Below are 21868 nucleotides of genomic sequence, written 5' to 3' on the forward strand. Positions count from 1 at the left end.
CTCCGCGGCGCCCCGGCGCCCCGTTGCATGAAAGTCCGAGCATGACGGCTCCCCTGAACCCGAAGAAGCTCATCAAGGGCGCCGAGCACGACTGGGAGGTGGTGATCGGCATGGAGATCCACGCCCAGGTCACCAGCCGCTCGAAGCTGTTCTCCGGCGCCTCCACCGAGTTCGGGGCCGAGCCGAACGACCACGTCTCGCTGGTCGATGCGGCGATGCCCGGCATGCTGCCGGTGATCAACGAGGAATGCGTGGCCCAGGCGGTGCGCACCGGCCTCGGCCTGAAGGCGCGGATCAACCACCGCTCGGTGTTCGACCGGAAGAACTACTTCTACCCGGACCTGCCGCAGGGCTACCAGATCTCGCAGTACAAGGACCCGATCGTCGGCGAGGGCGAGGTCGTCGTCGACCTGCTCGACGGCGAGTCGATCACCGTCGGGATCGAGCGGCTGCACCTCGAGCAGGATGCCGGAAAGTCGCTGCACGACCAGAACCCGACCCAGAGCTTCGTCGACCTTAACCGCTCCGGCGTCGCGCTGATGGAGATCGTCTCGCAGCCGGACCTGCGCTCCTCCGAGGAGGCCCGCGCCTACGTGACCAAGCTGCGCACCATCCTGCGCTACCTCGGCACCTGCGATGGCGACATGGAGAAGGGCAGCTTGCGCGCCGACGTGAACGTCTCGGTGCGCCGTCCCGGCCAGCCGCTCGGCACCCGCTGCGAGATCAAGAATGTCAACTCGATCCGCTTCATCGGCCAGGCGATCGAGTCGGAGGCGCGGCGCCAGATCGCGATCATCGAGGATGGCGGCACGATCTCCCAGGAGACCCGCCTGTACGATCCGGCCAAGGGCGAGACCCGCTCGATGCGCTCCAAGGAAGAGGCGCACGACTACCGGTACTTCCCCGATCCGGACCTGCTGCCGCTCGAGTTCGACCAGGCTTACGTCGACGCCCTCGCCGAGGGCCTGCCCGAGCTGCCGGACGCCAAGAAGGCGCGCTTCGTCGCCGATTTCGGGCTCAGCGCCTACGACGCCAACGTGCTCGTGGCCGAGCGGGCGTCGGCCGACTACTACGAGGCGGTGGCGCGCGGGCGCGACGGCAAGGCGGCCGCGAACTGGGTGATCAACGAGCTGTTCGGCCGCCTCAACAAGGAAGGCATCGGCATCGACGCGACGCCGGTCTCCGCCGACCAGCTCGGCCGGATCATCGACCTGATCGGCGAGGGCGTCATCTCGGGCAAGATCGCCAAGGACCTGTTCGAGATCGTCTGGACGGAAGGCGGAGACCCGCGCGCGGTCGTCGAGGCCCGCGGCATGAAGCAGGTCACCGATACCGGCGCGATCGAGGCGGCGGTCGACGACATCATCGCCAAGAACCCCGACAAGGTTCAGCAGGCGAAGGAGAAGCCGACGCTGCTCGGCTGGTTCGTCGGCCAGACCATGAAGGCCACCGGCGGCAAGGCGAACCCGGCGGCGGTCAACGCCCTGCTCAAGAGCAAGCTCGGGATCGAGTAGAATCTGAGAACCGGGCGGAAGCGGCCGAGCCGGGGCATTTCGCGCATTCGAAGGCGAGCCGTGCCGGCCGCTTCTGCGCCCCTGAGGCCGCTTCCGTCCGTCGTCCGTCTGATGCCGCTGGACCTCGGGCCGAACAGGTCACGAAGTCGTCGTGGCGGCGTCGCGCTGCGGTGGAGTCATGCTCGTCTCCTCCTGCCTGCTCCGGCGGAAGGCTCACCCCACCGGTCGGCCTCGGCTTCGCCATCGGCGAAGCACGGAGATAGACTGATCCCGACAGACCACGACGTCAAGCGTGCATTTCGGCTGCTCTTTCCAGTCTTCGCATGTGCGAATAGTCGATCGCACCGCAAAAGATCGCCTGGACGATGATGGGCGACCTCTTGATGCGTCGCGACATCGATCGGGTCGGCGTCGCAAGCTCTGCGAGATCCTTAGGATCGACCGGTCCTACGGCCCGTCGCTCATGTTGTTCTCGACCATGTGGGGCACGGCGCGATCGAACGATTCGTCGGTGTTGCCGCGCAGGTCGACGCTGCAGGCCTGCTTCGGCGCGTCGTCGGCGACCGGCTTCACGTAGACATCGAGGTCGAGGATCAGGTTCGAGACCTTCTGGACCTCGCCGGTGATCGCGGTGTCGGCCCCAAGCCTTTTCGCGACGGTGACGGCGCAGCTGTTGCGGCGACGCAGGTCCGCTCTCCTGGCGACCTCCTCCTGGTCCGGCTCGGCCGAGACCACCGTGAACAGGCCCTTCTTCTGCAGAAGGTCGCGAAACACGGTGCCGATGCGCTTCAGGCGCCCCATCTCGGCCGCGTCGGGGGCGACGGGCGACCGGTTCGCGAACTGGACGTCGAACACCGCCGCCTTGGCTGGCGCGGCCCGGGCGCCGGTCGCGGCCAGCGCCAGCCCGACGGCGGCGATGAGGACGTGCAGGGGGCGGCGTGTCATGGCGTTCCTCGCGAGCCCGCGCATCCGGGCGCGCCGGTATAGGGACACGCGGCAGGCCGCAACTTTCTGCAACACGGCCCGGCGGGCTCGGACGGCGCCGGCCTCAGCGCTTCTCGGCCTCCGCCTCCCGGGTCGGCGGCGGCTCGCCGGTGATGCGCCGGCGCAGATTCATGAACCAGGCCGGCGGCGGCGTGCCGCCCTCGCCGACGACGACCGTCGCGGTCATGCCGGCGACCAGGGGAACACCCGGCGGCACGTGGCCGAGGCGGATCCGCACCGGCACCCGCTGCGCCAGCCGCACCCAGGTGTAGACCGGATCGACGTTGGGGAGGCCCTGCGTGCTCGGTGCCGCATTCGCGGTGGAGATGCCCTGCGTGATGCTCTCGACCGTGCCGCGCAGGTGCCCGGAATAGCCCATCAGCGCCATCTCGGCCGGGTCGCCGACATGGATGTTCTCCATCTTGGTCTCCTCGAAATACCCGTCGACCCAGAACGAGTCCGTGTCGATCACCGAGATGTTCGAGGTGCCCGTCGAGGCGTAGTCGCCGGTGCGCAGCAGCAGGTTGGTCACGCGGCCGTTGACGGTGGACTTCACCTGGGTGCGCGCGAGGTTGGTCTTGGCCTGCGACAGCTGCGCCTTGGCGGTCTCCAAGGCCGCCTCGGCGATCTTGGCGGTGCCCGCGTATTGCTGCTTCTCCTCGACGGAGGTCGAGACCGTGGTCAGCGCCTGCCGCCGCGCCGACTGGGCGTTCTTGACGGAAAGGTCGGCCTCGCGGTTCTTCACCTCGGCCTCGGCCGAGGCGACGTTCACCTCGAAGTCGAACGGATCGATCACGTAGAGAACGTCGCCGCGCTTCACGGTCTGGTTGTCGCCGACGCGAAGCTCGACGATCTGCCCCGACACCTGCGGCGCGATGCTGGCGACCTGGACCCGCACCCGCCCGTCGCGCGTCCACGGCGCGGTGACGTAGTACGACCAGACCACCGCCGCGGCGAGGAACGCGAGCAGCAGGATCACCCCGGTCGCGGCGAGCCGGAAGACCTTTCCGATGCGCCCGCGCCGGGCACGGGCCGGGCGGTCGTCGGCGAGCGCCGGCGGGTCGGCGCGCGTCGCGTCCGCGCGATCGGCCGTCGAGGCCTTGGGGTCTTCCTCGTCGGCCATCACAGCAACACGATCAGGAGGGCGAGCACGCAGACGTAGATCCCGGCCTCTGCGAGCGGCGGGTTGGCGACGTAGCGGCTGAAGCGGATGCGCGCGAAGACGAAGCGTAGCGCGATCAGGATCGCGAAGGCGCCGAGCGCATAGGCGACGAAGGGCGAGACCAGGATCCCGCCGATTTGCAGTTCGTGACGCATCGTCGCCTTCCGGGACCCCTTCGTTTCAAAAACCGGGCATGTCGAGGCGCACGAGGAAGCGCCGATGACGCTCGATAACGCGTGCGGCGGCCACCAGGTCGGTCGCCGCGCGCGCGACCGTCATGCGCGTGCCGCGCTCGTGATCGGCCGCGGCGCGGAGGAGGTCGCGGGCCGCGTCCTGCAGGCGCCAGGCATCGCCGCGCGCCAAAGCCTCGCGGCCCTTCGCGGCGGGGGCACGCATCGCCTCGGTGCCGGTCAGCAGCCGCATCTGAGCGTGCGCACGCGCCGCCGCGGATTCGAGCTGCGACAGGGCGAAGGCGTGCACCATCGCCATGTGCCGCACGGCGCGGCTGCCGGAGGTGTATCCGGCGAACTGGAACAAGCGGTCGGCGTTCAGGCTGGTCCGCGTGGTCGCGTCGCCGCCTTCGCCCGCCAGCGCTTCCGCCAGGGCGCGCTTGGCGGAATCGAGGGCAAAGGCGCGATGCTGCGAGGCCGAGATCGGCAGCACCAGCCGGACGGCGAGGAACAGGATGACCGCGGAGGCCATCACCAGCACCGCGTTCATCAGGAAGGTCTGCGGGTCGTAGCTCTGCGGGTTCTCGGGCGCGATCAGCACGGGCGTGAACACCAGCGCGATGAAGCCGATGCCGAAGGTGGACGGGTTCAGCGACAGGAAGCAGGCGACGAACACCGGCACGATCATCGCGATCGCGAGCAGCGGGAAACCCTGGTTCCCGTTGAGGAAGCCGAACAGCACGATGCCGGCGAACAGCGAGGCCAGCGGCATGCCGATGAGGACGCCGACGGCGAACTTCTTCGGATCGGGCGCGGTCGAGGACAGCGCGCAGGTCGAAGCGACCTGGACCAGCGCGAACGAGGTCTGCGGCAGGCCCGAGAGGACCATGAAGGCGGCTGTGAGCCCGAAGCCGATCGCCACCCGCAACGCGGCGCGCAGGGCCACGGGGAAGTCGCGGTGGGTCGGAAGCTTGACGTCGCGCAGCGGCAGGTGGCCGTCGGCGAGGGCGCGCAGGCCGTCGTCGGCGAAAGTCGCGGCGTTGACGAAGTCGAGGCAGCGCTGGAGCGCCACCAGCTCGTCCAGCGGCCGGCGCCCATCGCGGACCGCCGCGTCGACGAGGTCGCGCAGGCGTGCATCGATCCGGTCGAGGCGGCCGGCATCCGGTTCGCCGACCCCGCCGGACGCGACCTCGCGGCACAGCCCGATCGCCTCCTCGACCGCCGAGCTCGGATGGCGCAGGGACGCGGCCGCGTTCGCCGCGGCACGGCTCGCCGCCGCCATCACGTAGAGCGCCGCGATGGCGCTGCGGGCGCCGGCCGCCCGGTAGGGGCCGTCGTCGAGCTCGCCGGCGATCGCGCTGGCATCCGCCCGCATCGGCGCGATCGTCCGGATCAGCGCGGCGGTGCGCAGCGGCCCGGGATCGCCCGAGGTGAACGCCTCGCGGGCGAAGGTCCTGGTGCCCGTGTAGGCCGAGGCCAGCGTCGGCAGCAACGTTCGCCACGTGCTCGGCGAGGCGAGGGCGTCGTTGATGAAGGTGATGGTGACGATCGCGACCGTGATCGCGGCCAGGCGCCCGACCGCCGCGTCGAACGTCGTCTGGGGCGCATCGATATGTGCGAGCGCGATGATCGCCACGGTGTAGCCGGACAGCATCGCGCCGTAGGCGCGGGTGTCCTGCAGGTACTGGGCGATGAAGACGCAGACCCCGATCCAAACCGCGAACGCGACCAGCAGCGTCACCCGGTCCTGCGCGAACAGCGCCATGAACACGATCGCGACGATGCCGCCGATCACGGTGCCGAGGAAGCGGTAGGCGGCCTTCGAGATCGCCTGCCCGCGCTTCGGCTGCGCCAGGATTGCCACGCCGGTGGCGGCCGACGACGCGCTGTCGAGCTGCAACCAGAACGCGGCGTAGAGCGCCAGCATCATCGCCAGCCAGATCCGCAGGGCGAACGCCCAGGCGGCCGGCTTCGGCACGATCGCGTCGAGCCGGTCGACCATCCGGCCGAGCCAGGGCGTGGTTTCGGTGGCGGCCTCGCTCATCGCGCCGGCGTGCCGGGGGCGGCCCCTGTCTCCACGATCGCGGCGGCGTCCCGCGCCCGCCCGGCGATCCGCGCCTGCCACAGGCAGAGCAGCGGCGTGACGCCGAGCTCCATGCCGAGCGCCGCGAGCATCGTCAGCGACGGGACGCCGGTGAGCCACAGGCCGAGCAGGCGCGCGAGCCCGCCGAGCACGACGACGAGGGTGAGGAACCGGAAGAGCCGGCCCTTCTCCTCGATCCCGGCGACGCAGGTCAGGAACAGGATGCCGATGCCGGTGAGCAGGCCGGACAGGTAGCGGAAATGGCTGTCGGCCGAGATGTCGGGCAGGCCGGCCTCCAGGCCGTTCATGCCGAAGACCACGCCATACAATCCGGCGGCGATCGGAACGATCGCCGCGACCGCCACCGTGCGCTGCAGCGCCTGTCGTTCCGTCATCATCGCGTTCGGTTACGCTTGAGTACCAGAACGCACAACCCGCCGGAACGCAGGACGATCCGTCAGGCCTTCTCGCCCTTCAGGCGCTTGTTGCACTTGCTCCAGTATTGCGGCCACTTCGGACCCTGCGACACCTTCTCGGCGTCGGCTAGCGCCCGCCACTGCGCGCCGCAGGTCTTCTGGCGCTGGCGCGCCGCCATCTGCCCCGCGCTCGGGGCGGCGTCGGGCTTGGCCGCTGGCGCGGCCGGCGCGGCCATCGGCGTCTCGGTCGGCTTGGCCGCGGGCGGATCCTTGGCCAGGACCGGCTGTGCGAGGGCCAGCGGAACGGCGAAGGCGGCGATCGCGAGGAAACGGGCGAACATGACGGCGGACCCTCCGGGGCGGCACGTCGAATCGCGACGTGCGCTACCTCGCCCCACCACATCGCCAAGCTTGGCCGAGGACAAGGCCGAACGACCGAGCGGCAACAGGCGACCCGGTGATCTCTCGAAAACGTGAGCGGTGATCGGGCGCCCTTGAGTACGCGCCGAGTTCCGAGGTAGCTACCGTCGGCAGACGGGGCCCGTCGTGACGGCCGGCCGATCCGTTGAGAGCGAAGGCAAGCGATGGCGGCCGTGACCGGCAAACCGATCGATCTCCACACCTGGAGCACGCCGAACGGCTGGAAGATCCCGATCATGCTGGAGGAGTGCGGCCTGCCGTATCGGGTCGTCCCGGTCGATATCGCCAAGGGCGAGCAGATGGCGCCCGCGTTCCTCGAAATCTCGCCCAACAACAAGATCCCGGCGATCGTCGATCACGACGGGCCGGGCGGCGAGCCGGTCTCGATCTTCGAATCCGGCGCGATCCTGCAATACCTCGGGCGCAAGACCGGCCGCTTCTATCCGGCCGACGAGCGGGCGCGCGTCGCGGTCGACGAGTGGCTGTTCTGGCAATGCGCCGGCTTCGGGCCGATGCTCGGCCAGACCCACCATTTCAAGATCTACGCGAAGGAGAAGATCCCCTACGCGATCGAGCGGTTCACCGCCGAGACCAACCGGCTCTACGGCGTGCTCGACAGGCGGCTGGCGGATCGCGAGTACCTCGCCGGGGACTACTCCATCGCCGACATGGCGACGGTGCCGTGGGCGAAGTTCACCGGCAAGCAGGGCGTCGACCTCGGGGCGCTGCCGAACGTGAAGGCGTGGCTCGACCGGGTCCTGGCACGGCCCGCCGTGCAGAGAGGCCTCTCCGCGATCTGATCGGGCGCGCCGGCATGCTGATCGGACGCCGCCATCGACGGCGTCCGCAGGGGAGTGGTCCCGCCTACTTGGCGGCGGGCTTGGCCGGCTTCTGCGGCGCCGGCTCGGCGCCGACATTCGCGGCCTGCTGGTTCACGTCCGGCACCCTGGTCCAGGTCTGCGAGCCGCACAGCACCTTGAGCAGGCAGCCCGAGACCGACAGCTCCGAGGCGTTCTCGCGCTCGAGGCTGACCTGATAGATCTTGCCTTCCTCGATGTTGTAGATGCTGCCGGAGAACTTCGCCTCGTCCGGCTGCAGGCCCTCGATCAGCGGCAGGCCGAGTACGGGGCGCGAGCGCTTCTTCGGATCGGGGTTCTTGATGTCGGTGCGCGGCGCGCCGGCTTCCGTGGTGGCGACCTTGAGCCACACCACCTTGCCGCAGACCTGAGCCTGGCCGGCGCCGCAGCGGTCGATGCGGATCTTCGCGCGGCCGTCCTCGGTCAGCCAAGTGCCGGAGGGATCCTTGCTCGACTGGGCGTGGGACGAGGCGATGCCGGCGAGGAGGAGGGTGGCGGCGAGGGCGAGACGCATGCAGGTAGCTCCGAAGCTGGCGCCTGACGGCGCGGGGCGGGTGGAGTTCGTGAGATCACTCAGCCACCGCATTCGGGCGATTTTTCGGCAGTGTTGCAGCGTTGCCATGGCCAAGCATCGGGCAGGCTCGGGTTGAGGGTGTCCGGCGCCCTCGCTATAAGCCCGGCGCCAAAGCGTTTTTCGCGACGCGCTTGCTGGCGTTTTTTATTTTCATCCGAAGCGGACTGACCATGGCCACCGAGCGCACCTTCTCCATCCTCAAGCCCGACGCGACCAAGCGGAACCTCACCGGCGCCGTCAACGCGGTCATCGAGAAGGCGGGCCTGCGGATCGTCGGCCAGCGCCGCATCCAGATGAGCCAGGCCCAGGCCGAGAAGTTCTACGAGATCCACAAGGAGCGCCCGTTCTTCGGCGAGCTCGTGACCTTCATGACCTCGGGCCCGGTGGTGGTTCAGGTGCTTGAGGGCGAGAACGCCGTCGCGAAGTACCGTGAGGTGATGGGTGCGACGAACCCGGCCCAGGCCGCCGAGGGCACCATCCGCAAGACCTTCTCGGAATCGGTCGGCGAGAACACCGTCCACGGCTCCGACAGTGCCGACAACGCCAAGATGGAAATCGCGCAGTTCTTCCAGGATTCCGACATCGTCGGCTGAGGAACGCGGGAACCACGTGCCCGAGGGTGGTCGCCGGAACACACCGGGGACGCCTTCGGCTCGGTAGAACGCCACATCGCCCGGAATGGAGGGCGGTGTGGCCGCACCGTCATTGACGAAGCAGGCGGCCAGAGAGTCCAACGGCGTCGGATTTCCAGATCTCGCCAATGGACCTGCCATGACGACCCGCCGCCTGTCCCTGATCGCCGCCGGCCTGCTCTCGCTCGCCGCGACCGCCGCCCTCGCCAGCGGGTCCTCCGCGCCGTTCGATCAGTACCAGCCCGACCCGGCGCTGCGCACGGTGCCGAAGGCCAACCTCGAAGGCCGCGTGCGCCACGCCTGCGCCGTGGTTCAGGCCCGCATCACCAACGCGCCGGAAGCCTCGCTGGAGCGCCCCTGCGGCTGCTACGCGAAGCAGACCATGCGCTCGCTCGACGAGTCCGAGATCGAGGCCTACCGCGCCACCGGCTATTTCAACGATTCCGCCCGCGCCAAGGCGCTGAACGCACTGGATTCGTGCAAGCTGCAGCGGCCGGTCTAGAAACAAGTACGAGGCCTTCCCTCTCCCTTCTGCGGGGGAGGGAAGGCGCGGAACGCTACAGGCTCAGCAGGGCCGCGTCGGCCGCGCCGCGATCGTCGTCGATCACGACGCGCTCGCCCTCCAACCGGGCACGCCCCCCCGCCACCAGCGCGAGCGCTGCCGGGTAGAGCCTGTGCTCCTGCACGATCACCCGCGCCGCGAGGCTGTCGGGATCGTCGCCCGAACGCACCGGGACCGCCGCCTGCGCCACGATCGGGCCGGCATCGAGTTCCGGCACCACGTAATGCACCGTGCAGCCGTGGAGGCGGACGCCGGCGGCGAGCGCCTGCGCGTGGGTGTGCGTGCCCTTGAACAGCGGCAGCAGGGACGGGTGGATGTTGATCATCCGCCCGGCCCAGGCCTCGGCGAAGCCCGCCGAGAAGATCCGCATGAAGCCGGCGAGGCACACCAGCTCGATGCCGGCCGCGCGCAGCTCTACGTCGAGCGCGGCGTCGAAGGTCGCGCGGTCCGAGAACGTGGTGTGGTCGATCGCGTGCGCCGGGATGCCGACGGAACGCGCATGGGCGAGGCCGCCGGCCTCCGGCCGGTTCGAGAGCACCAGCACGATCTCGGCCGGGTAATCCGGCGCCTTCGCCGCCTCGATCAGCGACACCATGTTCGAGCCGCGGCCCGAGATCAGGATCGCGACGCGCGTTCTGGGCTTCGCCGCCATCAGAGCGCGAGGCGGCCGGTGAACGCGACGGGCTCCGGGCCGCGGGCGGTGATCGCCCCGAGCCGCACCGGTGCCTCGCCGGCCTCGGCGAGGGCCCGAATCACCGCCTCGGCGTGGTCCTCGGCGACCACCAGCACCATGCCGATGCCGCAGTTGAAGGTGCGCAGCATCTCGGCCTCGGCGACGCCGCCCTCCCGCGCGAGCCAGCCGAAGACCGGCGGCGGGCGGACCGCGTCGAGGTCGATCGTGATGCCGACGTCGTCGGGCAGGACGCGGGGCAGGTTGTCCGGGAAGCCGCCGCCGGTGATGTGGGCGAGCGCCTTGATCCCGTCGGTCGCCTTCAGCACCGCGAGCAGCGGCTTCACGTAGATCCGCGTCGGCTCCAGCAACGCCTCGCCCAGCGTCCTTCCGGTGGCGAACGGCGCGGCCGCGTCCCAGGCCAGGCCGGTGCGCGCGACGATGCGGCGGACCAGCGAGAAGCCGTTCGAGTGCACGCCGGAAGAGGGCAGGCCGAGCACCGCGTCGCCGGCGCGGATGCCGGGCTTCGGCAGCAGGGTGCCGCGCTCGGCCGCGCCGACCGAGAACCCGGCGAGGTCGTAGTCTGCGCCGTCGTAGAGGCCCGGCATCTCGGCGGTCTCGCCGCCGATCAGGGCGCAGCCGGCCTGGCGGCAGCCCTCGGCGATGCCGCGGACGATGTCGGCGCCGACGCCCGGCACGAGCTTGCCGGTGGCGTAGTAGTCGAGGAAGAACAGCGGCTCGGCGCCCTGGACGATGATGTCATTGACGCACATCGCCACGAGGTCGATGCCGATCGTGTCGTGCCGACCGGTCTCGATCGCGATCTTCACCTTGGTGCCGACGCCGTCGTTGGCGGCTACCAGGATCGCGTCCTTGAAGCCCGCGGCCTTGAGGTCGAACAGGCCGCCGAACCCGCCGATCTCGGCGTCGGCGCCGGGCCGGCGCGTGGCGCGCACCAGCGGCTTGATGGTCTCGACCATCGCGTTGCCGGCATCGATGTCGACGCCCGCATGCGCGTAGGTCAGCCCGTTCGTGGTCTCGGCCGTCATCGGCGTCCCGTTCCTGTGGTCCGGGGCTGCTTTAGCTGAGATTCGCGCCGACCGAACCCGTCAGGCCACAAGAAAATGACGCGCCGCGGCCGCTCCACGGCAGGGCAGGCACCGGCGGCAGCCTTGACCGTTCGGAACCGCCTTCCCACTGTCCCACGCGAGTTCGCAGGGGAGGGCGTCGATGCGCGGCAGGGCTGTGATCGGTCTGGCGGCGCTCGTCGGCCTCGGCATCGTGGTCTACCTGCTGCGGGAGGTGATGCTGCCCTTCGTGGCCGGCATCGCGCTCGCCTACCTGCTCGATCCGCTGGCCGACCGGCTCGAGCGCCTCGGCCTCGGTCGGCTGACGGCGAGCCTGCTGATCCTGGCGATGTTCGTCGCCGGCCTGATCGTGTCGCTGCTGATCCTGGTGCCGCTCGCCGCCAACCAGGTCGCGGCGCTGATCAACAGCCTGCCCGGCATGATCGGGCGGCTGCAGGGCATCATCGCCGAGCGGGCCGGCCCGGTGCTGCAGCGGCTCGGCGGCGCCGACGTGGTCAACGAGCTGCAATCCTCCGTCGGGACCCTCGCGACGCAGGGCGGCGCGTGGCTGCTCGCCTTCCTCAAGTCGATCTGGTCCGGCTCGCAGGCCGTGATCTCGGTGATCTCGCTGCTGGTGGTGACGCCGGTGGTCGCGTTCTACATCCTCGTCGACTGGGACCGGATGATCGCGACGCTCGACACCTGGGTGCCGCCGCGCCACCGCACGACGGTGCGCCGGCTCGCCGCGCAGATCGATCGCGCGATCATCGGCTTCGTCCGCGGCCAGACGCTGGTCTGCCTGATCCTCGGCACCTTCTACGCGGTCGGCCTCTGGCTCGTCGGGCTGAACTTCGGCGTGCTGATCGGGCTGATCGCCGGCTTCCTCACCTTCATCCCGTATGTCGGCACGCTCACCGGCTTCCTGCTCTCGGTCGGCGTCGCGCTGGTGCAGTTCTGGCCGGGCTCGGACTGGCTGCATCTCGGGCTGACGGTGGGCGTGTTCCTCGTCGGGCAGTTCCTCGAGGGCAACGTGATCGCGCCCAAACTCGTCGGCGAATCCGTCGGCCTGCATCCGGTCTGGCTGATGTTCGCGCTGCTCGCCTTCGGCTCGCTGTTCGGCTTCCTCGGGCTGCTGCTCGCAGTGCCGGTTGCGGCCTCGATCGGCGTCGTCGTGCGCTTCGCCCTGTCGCGCTACCTGCAGAGCCGGCTCTACCACGCCGAGCAGCCGGTGCTGATCGAGGTGCCGCGGCCTTGAGCCTTGGCGCTTGACTGTCGGGCCGGCACGGTCACCCTGGGCGCCGCATGCGCGAGAACGTCCCCCCGAAGCAACTGGCCTTCGACCTGCCGCTCGATCCGCGCTACGGCCGCGAGGATTTCCTGGTCGGCACGGCCAACGAGGCCGCCTACGCGTCGATCGAGGCCTGGCCCGATTGGCCGGACACCGTGCTCGTGCTCACCGGCCCGCCGGGCAGCGGCAAGAGCCATCTCGCCTCGATCTGGGCGACGCGGGCCCATGCCTGGACCGTGCCGGCGGCCGAGGTCACGGCGGAGACCGTGACCCACTGCATCTCGAACGGCGCCCTGGTGATCGAGGACATCGACCGCCCGGGCCGCGACGAGGCCGCCCTGTTCCACCTGCTCAACCTCGCCCGCGAGCGAAAATGCCCGGTGCTGCTGACCAGCGGCGCGGTGATCGACCAGATCGGCCTGACGGTGGCCGACCTGCGCTCGCGCCTGAGGCTGGCGCCGGGCGCCGCGATCCGCGAGCCCGACGACGCGCTGCTGCGCGCCGTCATCGTCAAGCTGTTCGTCGATCGGCAGCTCGTGGTCGATCTTCGGGTGATCGACGCCGTCGCCCTGCGCATCGACCGCTCCCTCGGGCGCGCCCGCGAGGTGGTGACCGAGCTCGACCGCGACGCCCTCGGCCGCGGCCGCCGCATCACGCGGCCGCTGGCGCTCGCCGTCCTCGAACGCCTCGGGATCGCGGATGGCGGCGACGACGAGGACGACTGATCGCGATCGGTCGGACGCCGCCGGCCATCGCCGAGGAACGGGCTCGCCCGTCGCCGACCGTCACGGCAGTGTCGCATTCCGGCAGAGCACCCATGTTAGGGACGCCGCGACAGGCGGCAGGTGAGGAGTGGCAGGGTTGTCGGACATCGAATCGAACGTGGACGCCCTCGATCGTGCGGACGACGTCACCGAAGCCGGAGACGACGCGGCGCCGAAGCGCGCGCCGCGCCGGGCGGCGGCATCCGCACGGACCTCGCGCCGTCCCTCAGCATCCGAGGCCGCCGGCGACGAGTGGCCGACCACCGCCGAGATCCCCGAGCCGCCGGCGGCCGACGACGACAAGGCCGCGCGCGAGACGATCCTCGAGGCCGGCCGCGCCCTGCGGCTTTCGCCGGAGCGCTTCGTCAACCGCGAGCTGTCGTGGCTGCAGTTCAACCGGCGCGTCCTCGAAGAGGCCGCGAACCCGTCGCATCCGCGGCTGGAGAAGCTGCGCTTCCTCTCGATCTCGGCCAACAACCTCGACGAGTTCTTCATGGTCCGCGTCGCCGGCCTGCACGATCAGGTCCGCGCCGGGCTGACGCTGCCGTCGCAGGACGGGCTGTCGCCGTCCGAGCAGCTCGCGCGCATCGGCACCGGCGTGTCGAAGCTCGCGGAGGACCAGCAGGCGCGCTGGCGCGAGCTGCGCGAGGAGCTCGACGGCGTCGTCGCCCTGGTCGAGCCCGACGCGCTGCGCCCGGAGCACGCCGCGTGGCTGGAGGAGTACTTCCTCAACCACGTCTTCCCGGTGCTGACGCCGCTGGCGATCGACCCGGCCCACCCGTTCCCGTTCATCCCGAACCTCGGCACCACCATCGCGCTGATGCTGATGCGTCCGCGCGACGGCCGCGTGCTGCGCGCGCTGATCCGCATGCCGGGCGTGCTCGACCGCTTCGTGCGGCTTCCGGCGATCGAGGACGACACGGTCGCGCGCTTCATCGCCATCGAGCAGGTGATCGTGCTGTTCACCGGGCGCCTGTTCCCGGGCTACCTGGTGAAGGGGCAGGGCGCCTTCCGGGTGATCCGGGATTCGGACCTCGAGATCGAGGAGGAGGCGGAGGACCTCGTCCTGCATTTCGAGACCGCGCTGAAGCAGCGCCGCCGCGGCATCGTCATCCGCCTCGAGGTCGAGTCCGGCATGCCGGAGGACCTGCGCAGCTTCGTCTGCGACGAGCTCGAGATCGGCGCGGACGCGGTGTTCATCGTCGAGGGCATGCTGGCGCTCAACGAGCTGTCGCAGATCGTCGGGATCGACCGGCCCGACCTCAAGTTCAAGCCGTACAATCCGCGCTTCCCCGAGCGCATCCGCGAGAGCGGCGGTGACGTGTTCGCGGCGATCCGCCAGAAGGATTTCTGCGTCCACCACCCTTACGAATCGTTCGATTCGGTGGTGCAGTTCCTGGCCCAGGCCGCACGCGACCCGAACGTCGTCGCGATCAAGCAGACGCTCTACCGCACCTCGTCGAACTCGCCGATCGTCGCGGCGCTCGCCGAGGCCGCCGAGCTCGGCAAGTCGGTCACCGCGCTGGTCGAGCTGAAGGCGCGCTTCGACGAGGAGGCCAACATCCGCTGGGCGCGCAACCTCGAGAAGGCCGGCGCGCAGGTGGTGTTCGGCTTCGTCGAGCTGAAGACCCACGCCAAGCTGTCGATGGTGGTGCGGCGCGAGGGCGACAAGCTCGTGACCTACTGCCACGTCGGCACCGGCAACTATCACCCGATCACCGCCCGCATCTACACCGACCTGTCGTTCTTCACCGCCGACCCGGCGGTGGCGCGCGACGTCTCGCGGATCTTCAACTTCATCACCGGCTACGCCGAGCCGGCGCAGCTGGAGCGGATGTCGGTCTCGCCCCTGACCGCCAAGGCGCGGCTGCTGGCCGACATCGAGGCGGAGGCGGCCCACGCCAGGGCGGGCCGGCCGGCCGCGATCTGGATCAAGTGCAACTCGCTGGTCGACGCGCAGATCATCGACGCGCTCTACGATGCCTCGCAGGAGGGCGTGCAGATCGACTGCGTGGTCCGCGGCATCTGCTGCCTGCGGCCGGGCGTGCCGGGCCTGTCCGAGACGATCCGCGTGAAGTCGATCGTCGGGCGCTTCCTCGAGCACGGGCGCATCTACGCCTTCGGCAACGGCGTCGGGCTGCCGCACCCGAAGGCGACGGTCTACATCTCCTCGGCCGACCTGATGAGCCGCAACCTGGACCGCCGCGTCGAGTCGCTGCTGCCGATCAGCAACCCGACGGTCCATCAACAGGTTCTCGACCAGATCATGCTGGCCAACCTTCTCGACAACCGCCAGAGCTGGCGTGTACTGGCATCGGGCGGCGCCGAGCGCATCCACCCCGCCGAGGGCGAGGAACCGTTCAACGCGCACAAGTACTTCATGACGAACCCGAGCCTGTCCGGTCGCGGCAAGTCGTCGAAGAAGTCGAGCCCGCGGGCTCTCAGCCGTCGCGCGCAGCGGGGCTGATCGTCCGGCCCCCGGCCGGATACACGGATCGGGCGGTGCGGATCGCGCCGCCGGGTCATCCAGACGTGCGTTCGACGAGCCGATCGGTATCATACAGCGAGGTCGTTGCTTGGGTCCCCATCGCGCCAACCTTACGCTCGCCCATTCCGCCGACCGGGAGCCGGCCTTGGTCAACGCGCCCGTCGCGATCATCGACATCGGCTCGAACTCGGTCCGCCTCGTCGCCTATGACGGCCTGAGCCGGGCCCCGACGCCGCTCTACAACGAGAAGGTCCTGTGCGGGCTCGGCCGCAACGTCCTCACCACCGGCCGCCTCAACGACGAGGCGGTGCGCCGGGCGCTCGCCGCGCTCGCCCGCTTCCGGGTGCTGTGCGAGACCATGCGGGTTTCGCGCCTGTTCGTGCTCGCCACCGCCGCGGCCCGCGACGCCTCCAACGGGCCCGCCTTCCTCGAGGCCGCCGAGGCGGCCTGCGGCACGCGCATCGAGCTGTTGTCGGGGCGGCGCGAGGCCGAGCTGTCGGCGCTCGGCGTGGTCTCGGGCTTCCATGCGCCGGACGGCGTCGTCGGCGACCTCGGCGGCGGCTCGCTGGAACTCGTCGACGTGCGCGGCGCCGTGGTCGGGCAGGGCGTGACGATGCCGCTCGGCGGCCTCGCGCTGCAGGACCTCTCCGGCGGCTCGCTGAAGAAGGCCGGCAAGATCGTGCGCGAGCACATGAAGAAGGCCGCGCCGCAGCTCGAGACCCTGCGCGGCCGCACCTTCTACGCGGTCGGCGGCACCTGGCGGGCGCTCGCCCGCCTGCACCAGGCCGCGCGGCAATATCCCGTCCACGTGATGCACGGCTACAGCGTCGAGCCGACGGACGAGCTGAGCTTCCTCCAGGTCGTCGAGCAATCCGACGCCGCGACGCTGCAGGACGTCGAGGCGATCTCCGAGGCGCGGCGACCGCTCCTGGCCTACGGCGCGGTGGTGCTGGAGGAGATCATCCGCGTCGGCCGCCCGCGCGAGGTCGCGATCTCGGCCTCCGGCGTGCGCGAGGGCCTGCTCTACGAGCAGGTCGACCGCGAGACCCGGGCGCTCGATCCGCTGCTCGCCTCCTGCGCCGAGCTGAATCAGCTGCGCGCGCGTTCGCCGCGCCACGCCGACGAGCTGATCGCCTGGACCGATCGGTTCGTGGCGGCGCTGGACGGGCCGGAGACCGCCGACGAGCGCCGGCTGCGCCACGCCGCCTGCCTCCTGTCCGACATCGGCTGGCGGGCGCATCCCGACTACCGCGGCGAGCAGAGCATCGCGATCATCCAGAACGCGGCCTTCGTCGGCATCGACCATCCCGGCCGCGGCTTCCTCGCCCTGGCGATCTACTTCCGCCACGAGGGCGTCGCCCCTGAGAAGGCGAACCCGATGCTGCGGGCGCTCGCAGGCCCGCGCCTGTTCGAGCGCGCCCGCCTCATCGGCGCGCTGCTGCGCGTCGCCTTCCCGATGACCGCCGGCATGGAAGGCGCGCTCCGCCGCATGCCGCTCAGCATCGAGGACGGCCGCGTCGTCCTGAGCCTGCCGCCCGAATGGGACGCGCTGAACGGCGACCGCCTGCTCAACCGCGTCCGGGGCCTCGCCCGCATCGCCGGCCTGGAAGGGCGCGTCCGCGTCGGGTGACAATCCGGGTACGGGACCGGAGCGTGGCGCTCCGGTCGGGGCTCAAGCCGTTCGCTCGGCGAAGATCGCCTTCTTCACGATGGCGCGGACGCCCCAGTTGCCGTCGACCACCTGCGTGATGCCGAAATCAACCGCGATCGACATCAGCGAGATCGCCTCGTCCTCGGTCAGTCCCTTCGCGTGCATCAGGAACTGCCGCATCTTGCGGAAGGCGTCGCGCATCGCGAGGTCGATCGAGGACTTCTGGAAGATCGCGTCCTGCGCGGCCGGCCCGAGGTCCTTGAGGTAGTTCGGATAGCTGAAGCCCGAGAGGACCCACTCGTCGCGCGTCTCGATCATCGGGAAGTCGAGGCTCTCGAGCGCGGTGCCGGGCAGGTCCTGCTTCTTGTGCAGCACGAACTGGAACGTGCCGGTGAGCGAGCACTCGATCGCGGTGCCGCAGAGTTCCGAATCGCCCTGGCTGGCATGCGGATCGCCGACCGAGAACAGCGCACCCGGCACGGCGACCGGATAGTACATCGTCGCCCCCTTGCCGATGCGCCAGTTGTCGATGTTGCCGCCGGTGTAGCTCGGCGGGATCGAGTTCACCATGTCGGCTTCGGCCGGCGCCAGGCCCATCGTCCCGAAATGGGGGCGGATCGGCACGCGGATGCCCTTCAGGACGTCGAAGTTGCGCTCGGTCTTGGTGTGATCGACCAGCAGCCCCGGATAGTCGATCGTCGTGTGCGCGATCCCGTTCGGGTCGGTCACGCCGGGCCAGCGGAAGCTGTAGACCGCCTTCGCCCAGTCGCGCGTGCCGGTGGCGTCGACCTCGTAGATCGTCACCACCTCGCGCGGCCGGTCGCCGGTGATGAGGTCCTTGTAGTGGTAGCCCCACCAGGCGGCGGCGTTGCTTCCGAACGCCAGGCCCTTGAACTTCGGGTTGGCGCAGGGCCGCGGCGCGACGTCGAGGATGCGGACCTCCAGCACGTCGCCCGGCTCGGCTCCGCGGATCGCCACCGGGCCGGTGCAGATGTGGACGCCGAGACCGCCGCCCGGCCCGAGCTTGGCATCCTCCGGGCCCGCCCCGCGCCGCGCGACGCCCTTCTTGTCCTTGGTCCACAGATAGACGCTCTCGGCACCCGGATCGCCCTGGATCATCCGCTCGGCATCGTCGCTGGCTTGGTGCGTGAGGGTCTCGATCGTGACGAAGTCGCCCGACGCGATCTCGACCTGCGGCTTCAGGTTCTTGCTGAAGTAGCCCCAGTGCACCGTGTCGGCGTTGGCCGGAAGCACCTGGTGCGTCGCCTGCCGCGGTCCGCCCGCCGCGCTGGTCTGGGCGAGCGCGGGCGTGACCAGGGACAAGCCGCCGGCCGCGAGCGCGGCAGCGCCGCCCGTGGCGACGAAGCCGCTCTTCAGGAAGGCGCGTCGCTCGGGCGCGAGATCGCCGAGGAAGCGGCGGCGGTGCTCTGCGAACGCCGCGCAGTTCGGATCGTCGCCGTGGCACATCGTCTCGACCCCCGGCATCCCACTCGGATCGGGAAATGCAAGGACACGGCCAGAGTCCCGGGCCGCTACTCCGACAGCATGCCCGCGCCGGGCTCGGCCGAGTCGAGCATCTGGCCGCCGCCCGCCTGGGCCTCGACCACCGCCGCGGTCGTCACGTTGACGATGCCGCGCGCCGTGACCGACGGCGTCAGGATGTGGGCGGGCTTGGCCGGGCCGATCAGCAGCGGGCCGACCGGGAGGGCGTCGGCGAGCACCTTGGCGAACTGGTAGGCGATGTTGGCCGCGTCCAGGTTCGGGAAGATCAGCACGTTGGCCGCGCCCTTCAGGCGCGAGCCCGGCAGCACCCGATCGCGGACGATCTCGGACAGCGCGGAATCGGCCTGCATCTCGCCGTCGACCTGAAGCTCGGGCGCACGGTCGTTGATCAGGCCCAGAGCTGCCCGCATCTTCATCGCCGAGGGCGTGTCGGACTGGCCGAAGTCGGAATGGCTGAGCAGCGCGATCTTCGGGGTGATGCCGAAGCGCGTGACGTGCCCGGCGCAGGCGACGGCGAGCTCGGCGATCTCCTCCGCGCTCGGATCCTGGCGCACATGCGTGTCGGCGAGGAAGTAGGCGCCCTTCTTCGTGACGATCAGGCTCATCGCGGCGCATTGCGTCACGCCGGGCGACAGCCCGATGATGTCGCGGATGATGCGCAGGCGCGTCTCGAACCGGCCTTCGAGCCCGCAGATCAGCGCGTCGGCCTCGCCGCGGCGCACGGCGATGGCGCCGATGATCGTGGTGTTGGTGCGCACCAGCGTGCGGGCCGCATCCGGCGTGATGCCGCGGCGCCCGGCGATGTCGAGGTAGGTCTGGACGTAGGAGCGGTAGCGCGGATCGTCCTCGGGATCGATCAGCTCGAAGTCGCGGCCCTCCTGGATCGAAAGGCCGAAGCGCTTGAGCCGGGTCTCGACCACCCGCGGGCGGCCGACGAGGATCGGCTTGGCGACGCCGTCCTCGACGATGGCCTGGACCGCGCGCAGCACGCGCTCGTCCTCGCCCTCGGCGTAGATCACGCGCTTGGGATTCTCCTTCGCCTTGGAGAACAGCGGCTTCATGATGAAGCCGGAGCGGTGGACGAACCGATCGAGGGATTCGGCGTAGGCCGCGATGTTCTCGACCGGGCGGCCGGCGACGCCGGAATCCATCGCCGCCTGGGCGACGGCCGGCGCGATGCGCAGGATCAGCCGCGGGTCGAACGGGCTCGGGATCAGCGAGCGCGGCCCGAACGGTCGGGCCTCGCCGCCATAGGCACGGGCCACCACGTCGGAGGGGGTCTCGCGGGCGAGCGCGGCGATGGCCTTCACCGCCGCCTTCTTCATCTCCTCGTTGATGCTGCGCGCGCCGACGTCGAGCGCGCCGCGGAAGATGTAGGGGAAGCACAGGACGTTGTTGACCTGGTTCGGGAAGTCCGAGCGCCCGGTGCAGATCATCGCGTCGGGGCGCTTCTCCTGCGCCAGGTCGGGCATGATCTCGGGATAGGGGTTGGCCAGCGCCATGATCAGCGGCTTCTCGGCCATCTTCTCGAGGTATTCGGGCTTGAGCACGCCGCCGGCCGAGAGGCCGATGAACACGTCGGCGCCGGGGATGACCTCGGCCAGCGTCCGCGCCTCGGTCTCCTGGGCGTAGACGTCCTTCCATCGGTCCATCAGCTCGGTGCGGCCCTTGTAGACCACGCCCTTGATGTCGGTGACCGTGATGTTCTCGCGGGTCGCTCCGAGCGAGACCAGCAGGTTGAGGCAGGCCAGGGCCGCCGCGCCGGCGCCCGAGGTGACGATGCGGACGTCCGACAGCTGCTTGCCGGCGAGCTCGAGCGCGTTGAGCACGGCCGCCGCCACGATGATCGCGGTGCCGTGCTGGTCGTCGTGGAAGACCGGGATGTTCATCCGGGCGCGGCACTGCTCCTCGACCTCGAAGCATTCCGGCGCCTTGATGTCCTCCAGGTTGATGCCGCCGAAGGTCGGCTCCAGCGAGCACACCACGTCGACGAGCTTGGCGACGTCGAGCTGGTCGACCTCGATGTCGAACACGTCGATGCCGGCGAACTTCTTGAACAGGACCGCCTTGCCCTCCATCACCGGCTTCGAGGCGAGCGGGCCGATGTTGCCGAGGCCGAGCACGGCGGTGCCGTTGGTAAGCACGGCGACGAGGTTCTGGCGGATGGTGAGGGTCGCGGCCTCCTGCGGGTCGGCCGCGATCGCCTCGCAGGCGGCGGCGACGCCGGGCGAGTAGGCCAGCGCCAGGTCGCGCTGGTTGCCGAGCGGCTTGGTCGCCTGGATCTCGAGCTTTCCGGGGCGCGGGAGGCGGTGATAGACGAGAGCCCCTGACTTGAGATCCTCGGACATGTTGTCGCCCATGGCCCATTCTCCCTCGATCAGGCGCGTACGTCGTGTGGCGCCGAACGCCCTCGCATGAAGGCCCTGTTGCACCGGCTGCGCAGCGGGCGCAACCCGAACAACGAGACGCGGATCCACCTGGAAAAGCTGGTGCGCGCCCACGGATTCTCCATCGGTGCCTATTCGTACGGTCGCCCGAAGGTGCGATTCGCCGAATCCGGGCGGAGGCTGACGATCGGCCGCTATTGTTCCATCGCCGACAAGGTCGAGATCCTGCTCGGCGGCGACCATCGCCTCGACTGGGCTTCGACCTATCCCTTCGCCGCGATGCGCGGGCTGTGGCCGGAGGCGGACGCGCCGGCCGGGTACCACGCCTCGCGCGGGGACGTGTCGATCGGGCACGACGTCTGGCTCGGCTCGGGCTGCCTTATCCTGTCCGGGGTGACGGTCGGGCACGGCGCGGTGGTGGCGGCGCACGCCGTGGTCACGCGCGACGTGCCGCCCTACGCAATCGTCGCCGGCAACCCGGCCCGGGTCGTGCGCACCCGCTTCGACGAGGCGACGGTGGCGGACCTCGTCGCCTGCGCCTGGTGGGACCTGCCGCATGCGGCGGTGGCGACGCTGGTGCCGCTGCTGCAGAGCGGGCGCATCCCCGAGCTGATCGCCGCCGCCCGCGCCGTTGCACCGCCTGCCTGAATCCCTTACGCGCGGGCCGATCGCACTT

General features: G+C 70.2%; 20 protein-coding genes. 9 read left to right on the forward strand and 11 right to left on the reverse strand.

What is annotated here, in order from left to right:
* Window positions 1-41: 41 nt before the first annotated feature.
* Window positions 42-1514, forward strand: coding sequence for an Asp-tRNA(Asn)/Glu-tRNA(Gln) amidotransferase subunit GatB (gatB, locus tag MKK68_RS16300; protein WP_147727681.1), 1473 nt, complete (start codon window positions 42-44; stop codon window positions 1512-1514).
* A gap of 447 nt (window positions 1515-1961) precedes the next feature.
* On the opposite strand, the gene MKK68_RS16305 is transcribed toward gatB, so the two are convergent.
* The 6 genes from MKK68_RS16305 to MKK68_RS16330 form a co-directional block, all read right to left on the reverse strand.
* Entirely contained in the window at window positions 1962-2459 is a 498-nt protein-coding gene (locus MKK68_RS16305) for a DUF3280 domain-containing protein (protein WP_244031407.1), read from the reverse strand.
* Window positions 2460-2562: 103 nt separating this feature from the next.
* A complete protein-coding gene (locus MKK68_RS16310; protein WP_244031409.1) occupies window positions 2563-3621 on the reverse strand; it encodes an HlyD family secretion protein in 1059 nt (352 codons plus the stop codon).
* Window positions 3621-3815 (reverse strand): DUF1656 domain-containing protein, encoded by a 195-nt coding sequence (locus MKK68_RS16315; protein ID WP_147729829.1) that lies wholly within the window; start codon window positions 3813-3815, stop codon window positions 3621-3623. The genes MKK68_RS16310 and MKK68_RS16315 overlap by 1 nt, the downstream gene beginning before the upstream one ends.
* Window positions 3816-3840: 25 nt before the next feature.
* Complete coding sequence (locus MKK68_RS16320; protein WP_244031411.1) at window positions 3841-5874, reverse strand: FUSC family protein; 2034 nt, start codon at window positions 5872-5874, stop codon at window positions 3841-3843.
* Window positions 5871-6311 (reverse strand): DUF4345 domain-containing protein, encoded by a 441-nt coding sequence (locus tag MKK68_RS16325; protein ID WP_147729875.1) that lies wholly within the window; start codon window positions 6309-6311, stop codon window positions 5871-5873. The genes MKK68_RS16320 and MKK68_RS16325 overlap by 4 nt, the downstream gene beginning before the upstream one ends.
* Before the next feature lie 59 nt (window positions 6312-6370).
* Entirely contained in the window at window positions 6371-6670 is a 300-nt protein-coding gene (locus tag MKK68_RS16330) for a hypothetical protein (protein ID WP_147859278.1), read from the reverse strand.
* A 243-nt stretch (window positions 6671-6913) separates the two neighbouring features.
* Here MKK68_RS16330 and MKK68_RS16335 point away from each other — a divergent pair, with 243 nt between their 5' ends.
* Window positions 6914-7549, forward strand: a complete 636-nt coding sequence (locus tag MKK68_RS16335) for a glutathione S-transferase N-terminal domain-containing protein (protein WP_147726084.1) — start codon at window positions 6914-6916, stop codon at window positions 7547-7549.
* A 64-nt stretch (window positions 7550-7613) separates the two neighbouring features.
* Here the strand turns inward: MKK68_RS16335 and MKK68_RS16340 are convergent, their stop codons facing one another.
* Window positions 7614-8120, reverse strand: a complete 507-nt coding sequence (locus tag MKK68_RS16340) for a DUF2147 domain-containing protein (protein WP_147726085.1) — start codon at window positions 8118-8120, stop codon at window positions 7614-7616.
* A gap of 230 nt (window positions 8121-8350) precedes the next feature.
* On the opposite strand from MKK68_RS16340, the gene ndk reads away from it, so the two are divergent.
* Together ndk and MKK68_RS16350 are read left to right on the forward strand one after the other, a co-directional pair.
* The gene (ndk, locus tag MKK68_RS16345) at window positions 8351-8773 is read left to right on the forward strand and encodes a nucleoside-diphosphate kinase (protein ID WP_147726086.1); all 423 of its coding nucleotides are present in this window, start codon (window positions 8351-8353) and stop codon (window positions 8771-8773) included.
* 178 nt (window positions 8774-8951) lie between these two features.
* Window positions 8952-9314, forward strand: coding sequence for a hypothetical protein (locus tag MKK68_RS16350; RefSeq protein WP_147726087.1), 363 nt, complete (start codon window positions 8952-8954; stop codon window positions 9312-9314).
* 55 nt (window positions 9315-9369) lie between these two features.
* Here MKK68_RS16350 and purN read toward each other — a convergent pair whose 3' ends face one another.
* Both purN and purM read right to left on the reverse strand, forming a co-directional pair.
* A complete protein-coding gene (purN, locus tag MKK68_RS16355) occupies window positions 9370-10026 on the reverse strand; it encodes a phosphoribosylglycinamide formyltransferase (protein ID WP_147726088.1) in 657 nt (218 codons plus the stop codon).
* Window positions 10026-11093, reverse strand: a complete 1068-nt coding sequence (purM, locus tag MKK68_RS16360; RefSeq protein WP_244031413.1) for a phosphoribosylformylglycinamidine cyclo-ligase — start codon at window positions 11091-11093, stop codon at window positions 10026-10028. The genes purN and purM overlap by 1 nt, the downstream gene beginning before the upstream one ends.
* Before the next feature lie 181 nt (window positions 11094-11274).
* On the opposite strand from purM, the gene MKK68_RS16365 reads away from it, so the two are divergent.
* From MKK68_RS16365 to ppx, 4 genes are all read left to right on the forward strand, one after another.
* Window positions 11275-12366: an AI-2E family transporter gene (locus tag MKK68_RS16365; protein ID WP_147726090.1), complete on the forward strand. Its 1092-nt coding sequence runs from the start codon at window positions 11275-11277 to the stop codon at window positions 12364-12366.
* A gap of 47 nt (window positions 12367-12413) precedes the next feature.
* Window positions 12414-13124: a hypothetical protein gene (locus tag MKK68_RS16370; protein ID WP_244031415.1), complete on the forward strand. Its 711-nt coding sequence runs from the start codon at window positions 12414-12416 to the stop codon at window positions 13122-13124.
* A gap of 145 nt (window positions 13125-13269) precedes the next feature.
* Window positions 13270-15630, forward strand: coding sequence for an RNA degradosome polyphosphate kinase (locus MKK68_RS16375; RefSeq protein WP_244031435.1), 2361 nt, complete (start codon window positions 13270-13272; stop codon window positions 15628-15630).
* Window positions 15631-15739: 109 nt separating this feature from the next.
* Entirely contained in the window at window positions 15740-17281 is a 1542-nt protein-coding gene (gene ppx / locus MKK68_RS16380) for an exopolyphosphatase (protein WP_147726092.1), read from the forward strand.
* A 42-nt stretch (window positions 17282-17323) separates the two neighbouring features.
* Here ppx and MKK68_RS16385 read toward each other — a convergent pair whose 3' ends face one another.
* Window positions 17324-18769, reverse strand: a complete 1446-nt coding sequence (locus tag MKK68_RS16385) for an acetamidase/formamidase family protein (RefSeq protein WP_244031437.1) — start codon at window positions 18767-18769, stop codon at window positions 17324-17326.
* Between the two features lie 65 nt (window positions 18770-18834).
* Window positions 18835-21165 carry an NADP-dependent malic enzyme gene (locus MKK68_RS16390; RefSeq protein WP_147726093.1) on the reverse strand — a complete coding sequence of 777 codons (2331 nt, stop codon included), beginning with the start codon at window positions 21163-21165 and terminating at the stop codon, window positions 18835-18837.
* Window positions 21166-21219: 54 nt separating this feature from the next.
* On the opposite strand from MKK68_RS16390, the gene MKK68_RS16395 reads away from it, so the two are divergent.
* A complete protein-coding gene (locus MKK68_RS16395; protein ID WP_187276079.1) occupies window positions 21220-21840 on the forward strand; it encodes a CatB-related O-acetyltransferase in 621 nt (206 codons plus the stop codon).
* The last annotated feature ends 28 nt before the right edge of the window (window positions 21841-21868 follow it).

It is taken from the genome of Methylobacterium sp. E-016 (genome assembly GCF_022829745.1).
GTDB lineage: Bacteria > Pseudomonadota > Alphaproteobacteria > Rhizobiales > Beijerinckiaceae > Methylobacterium.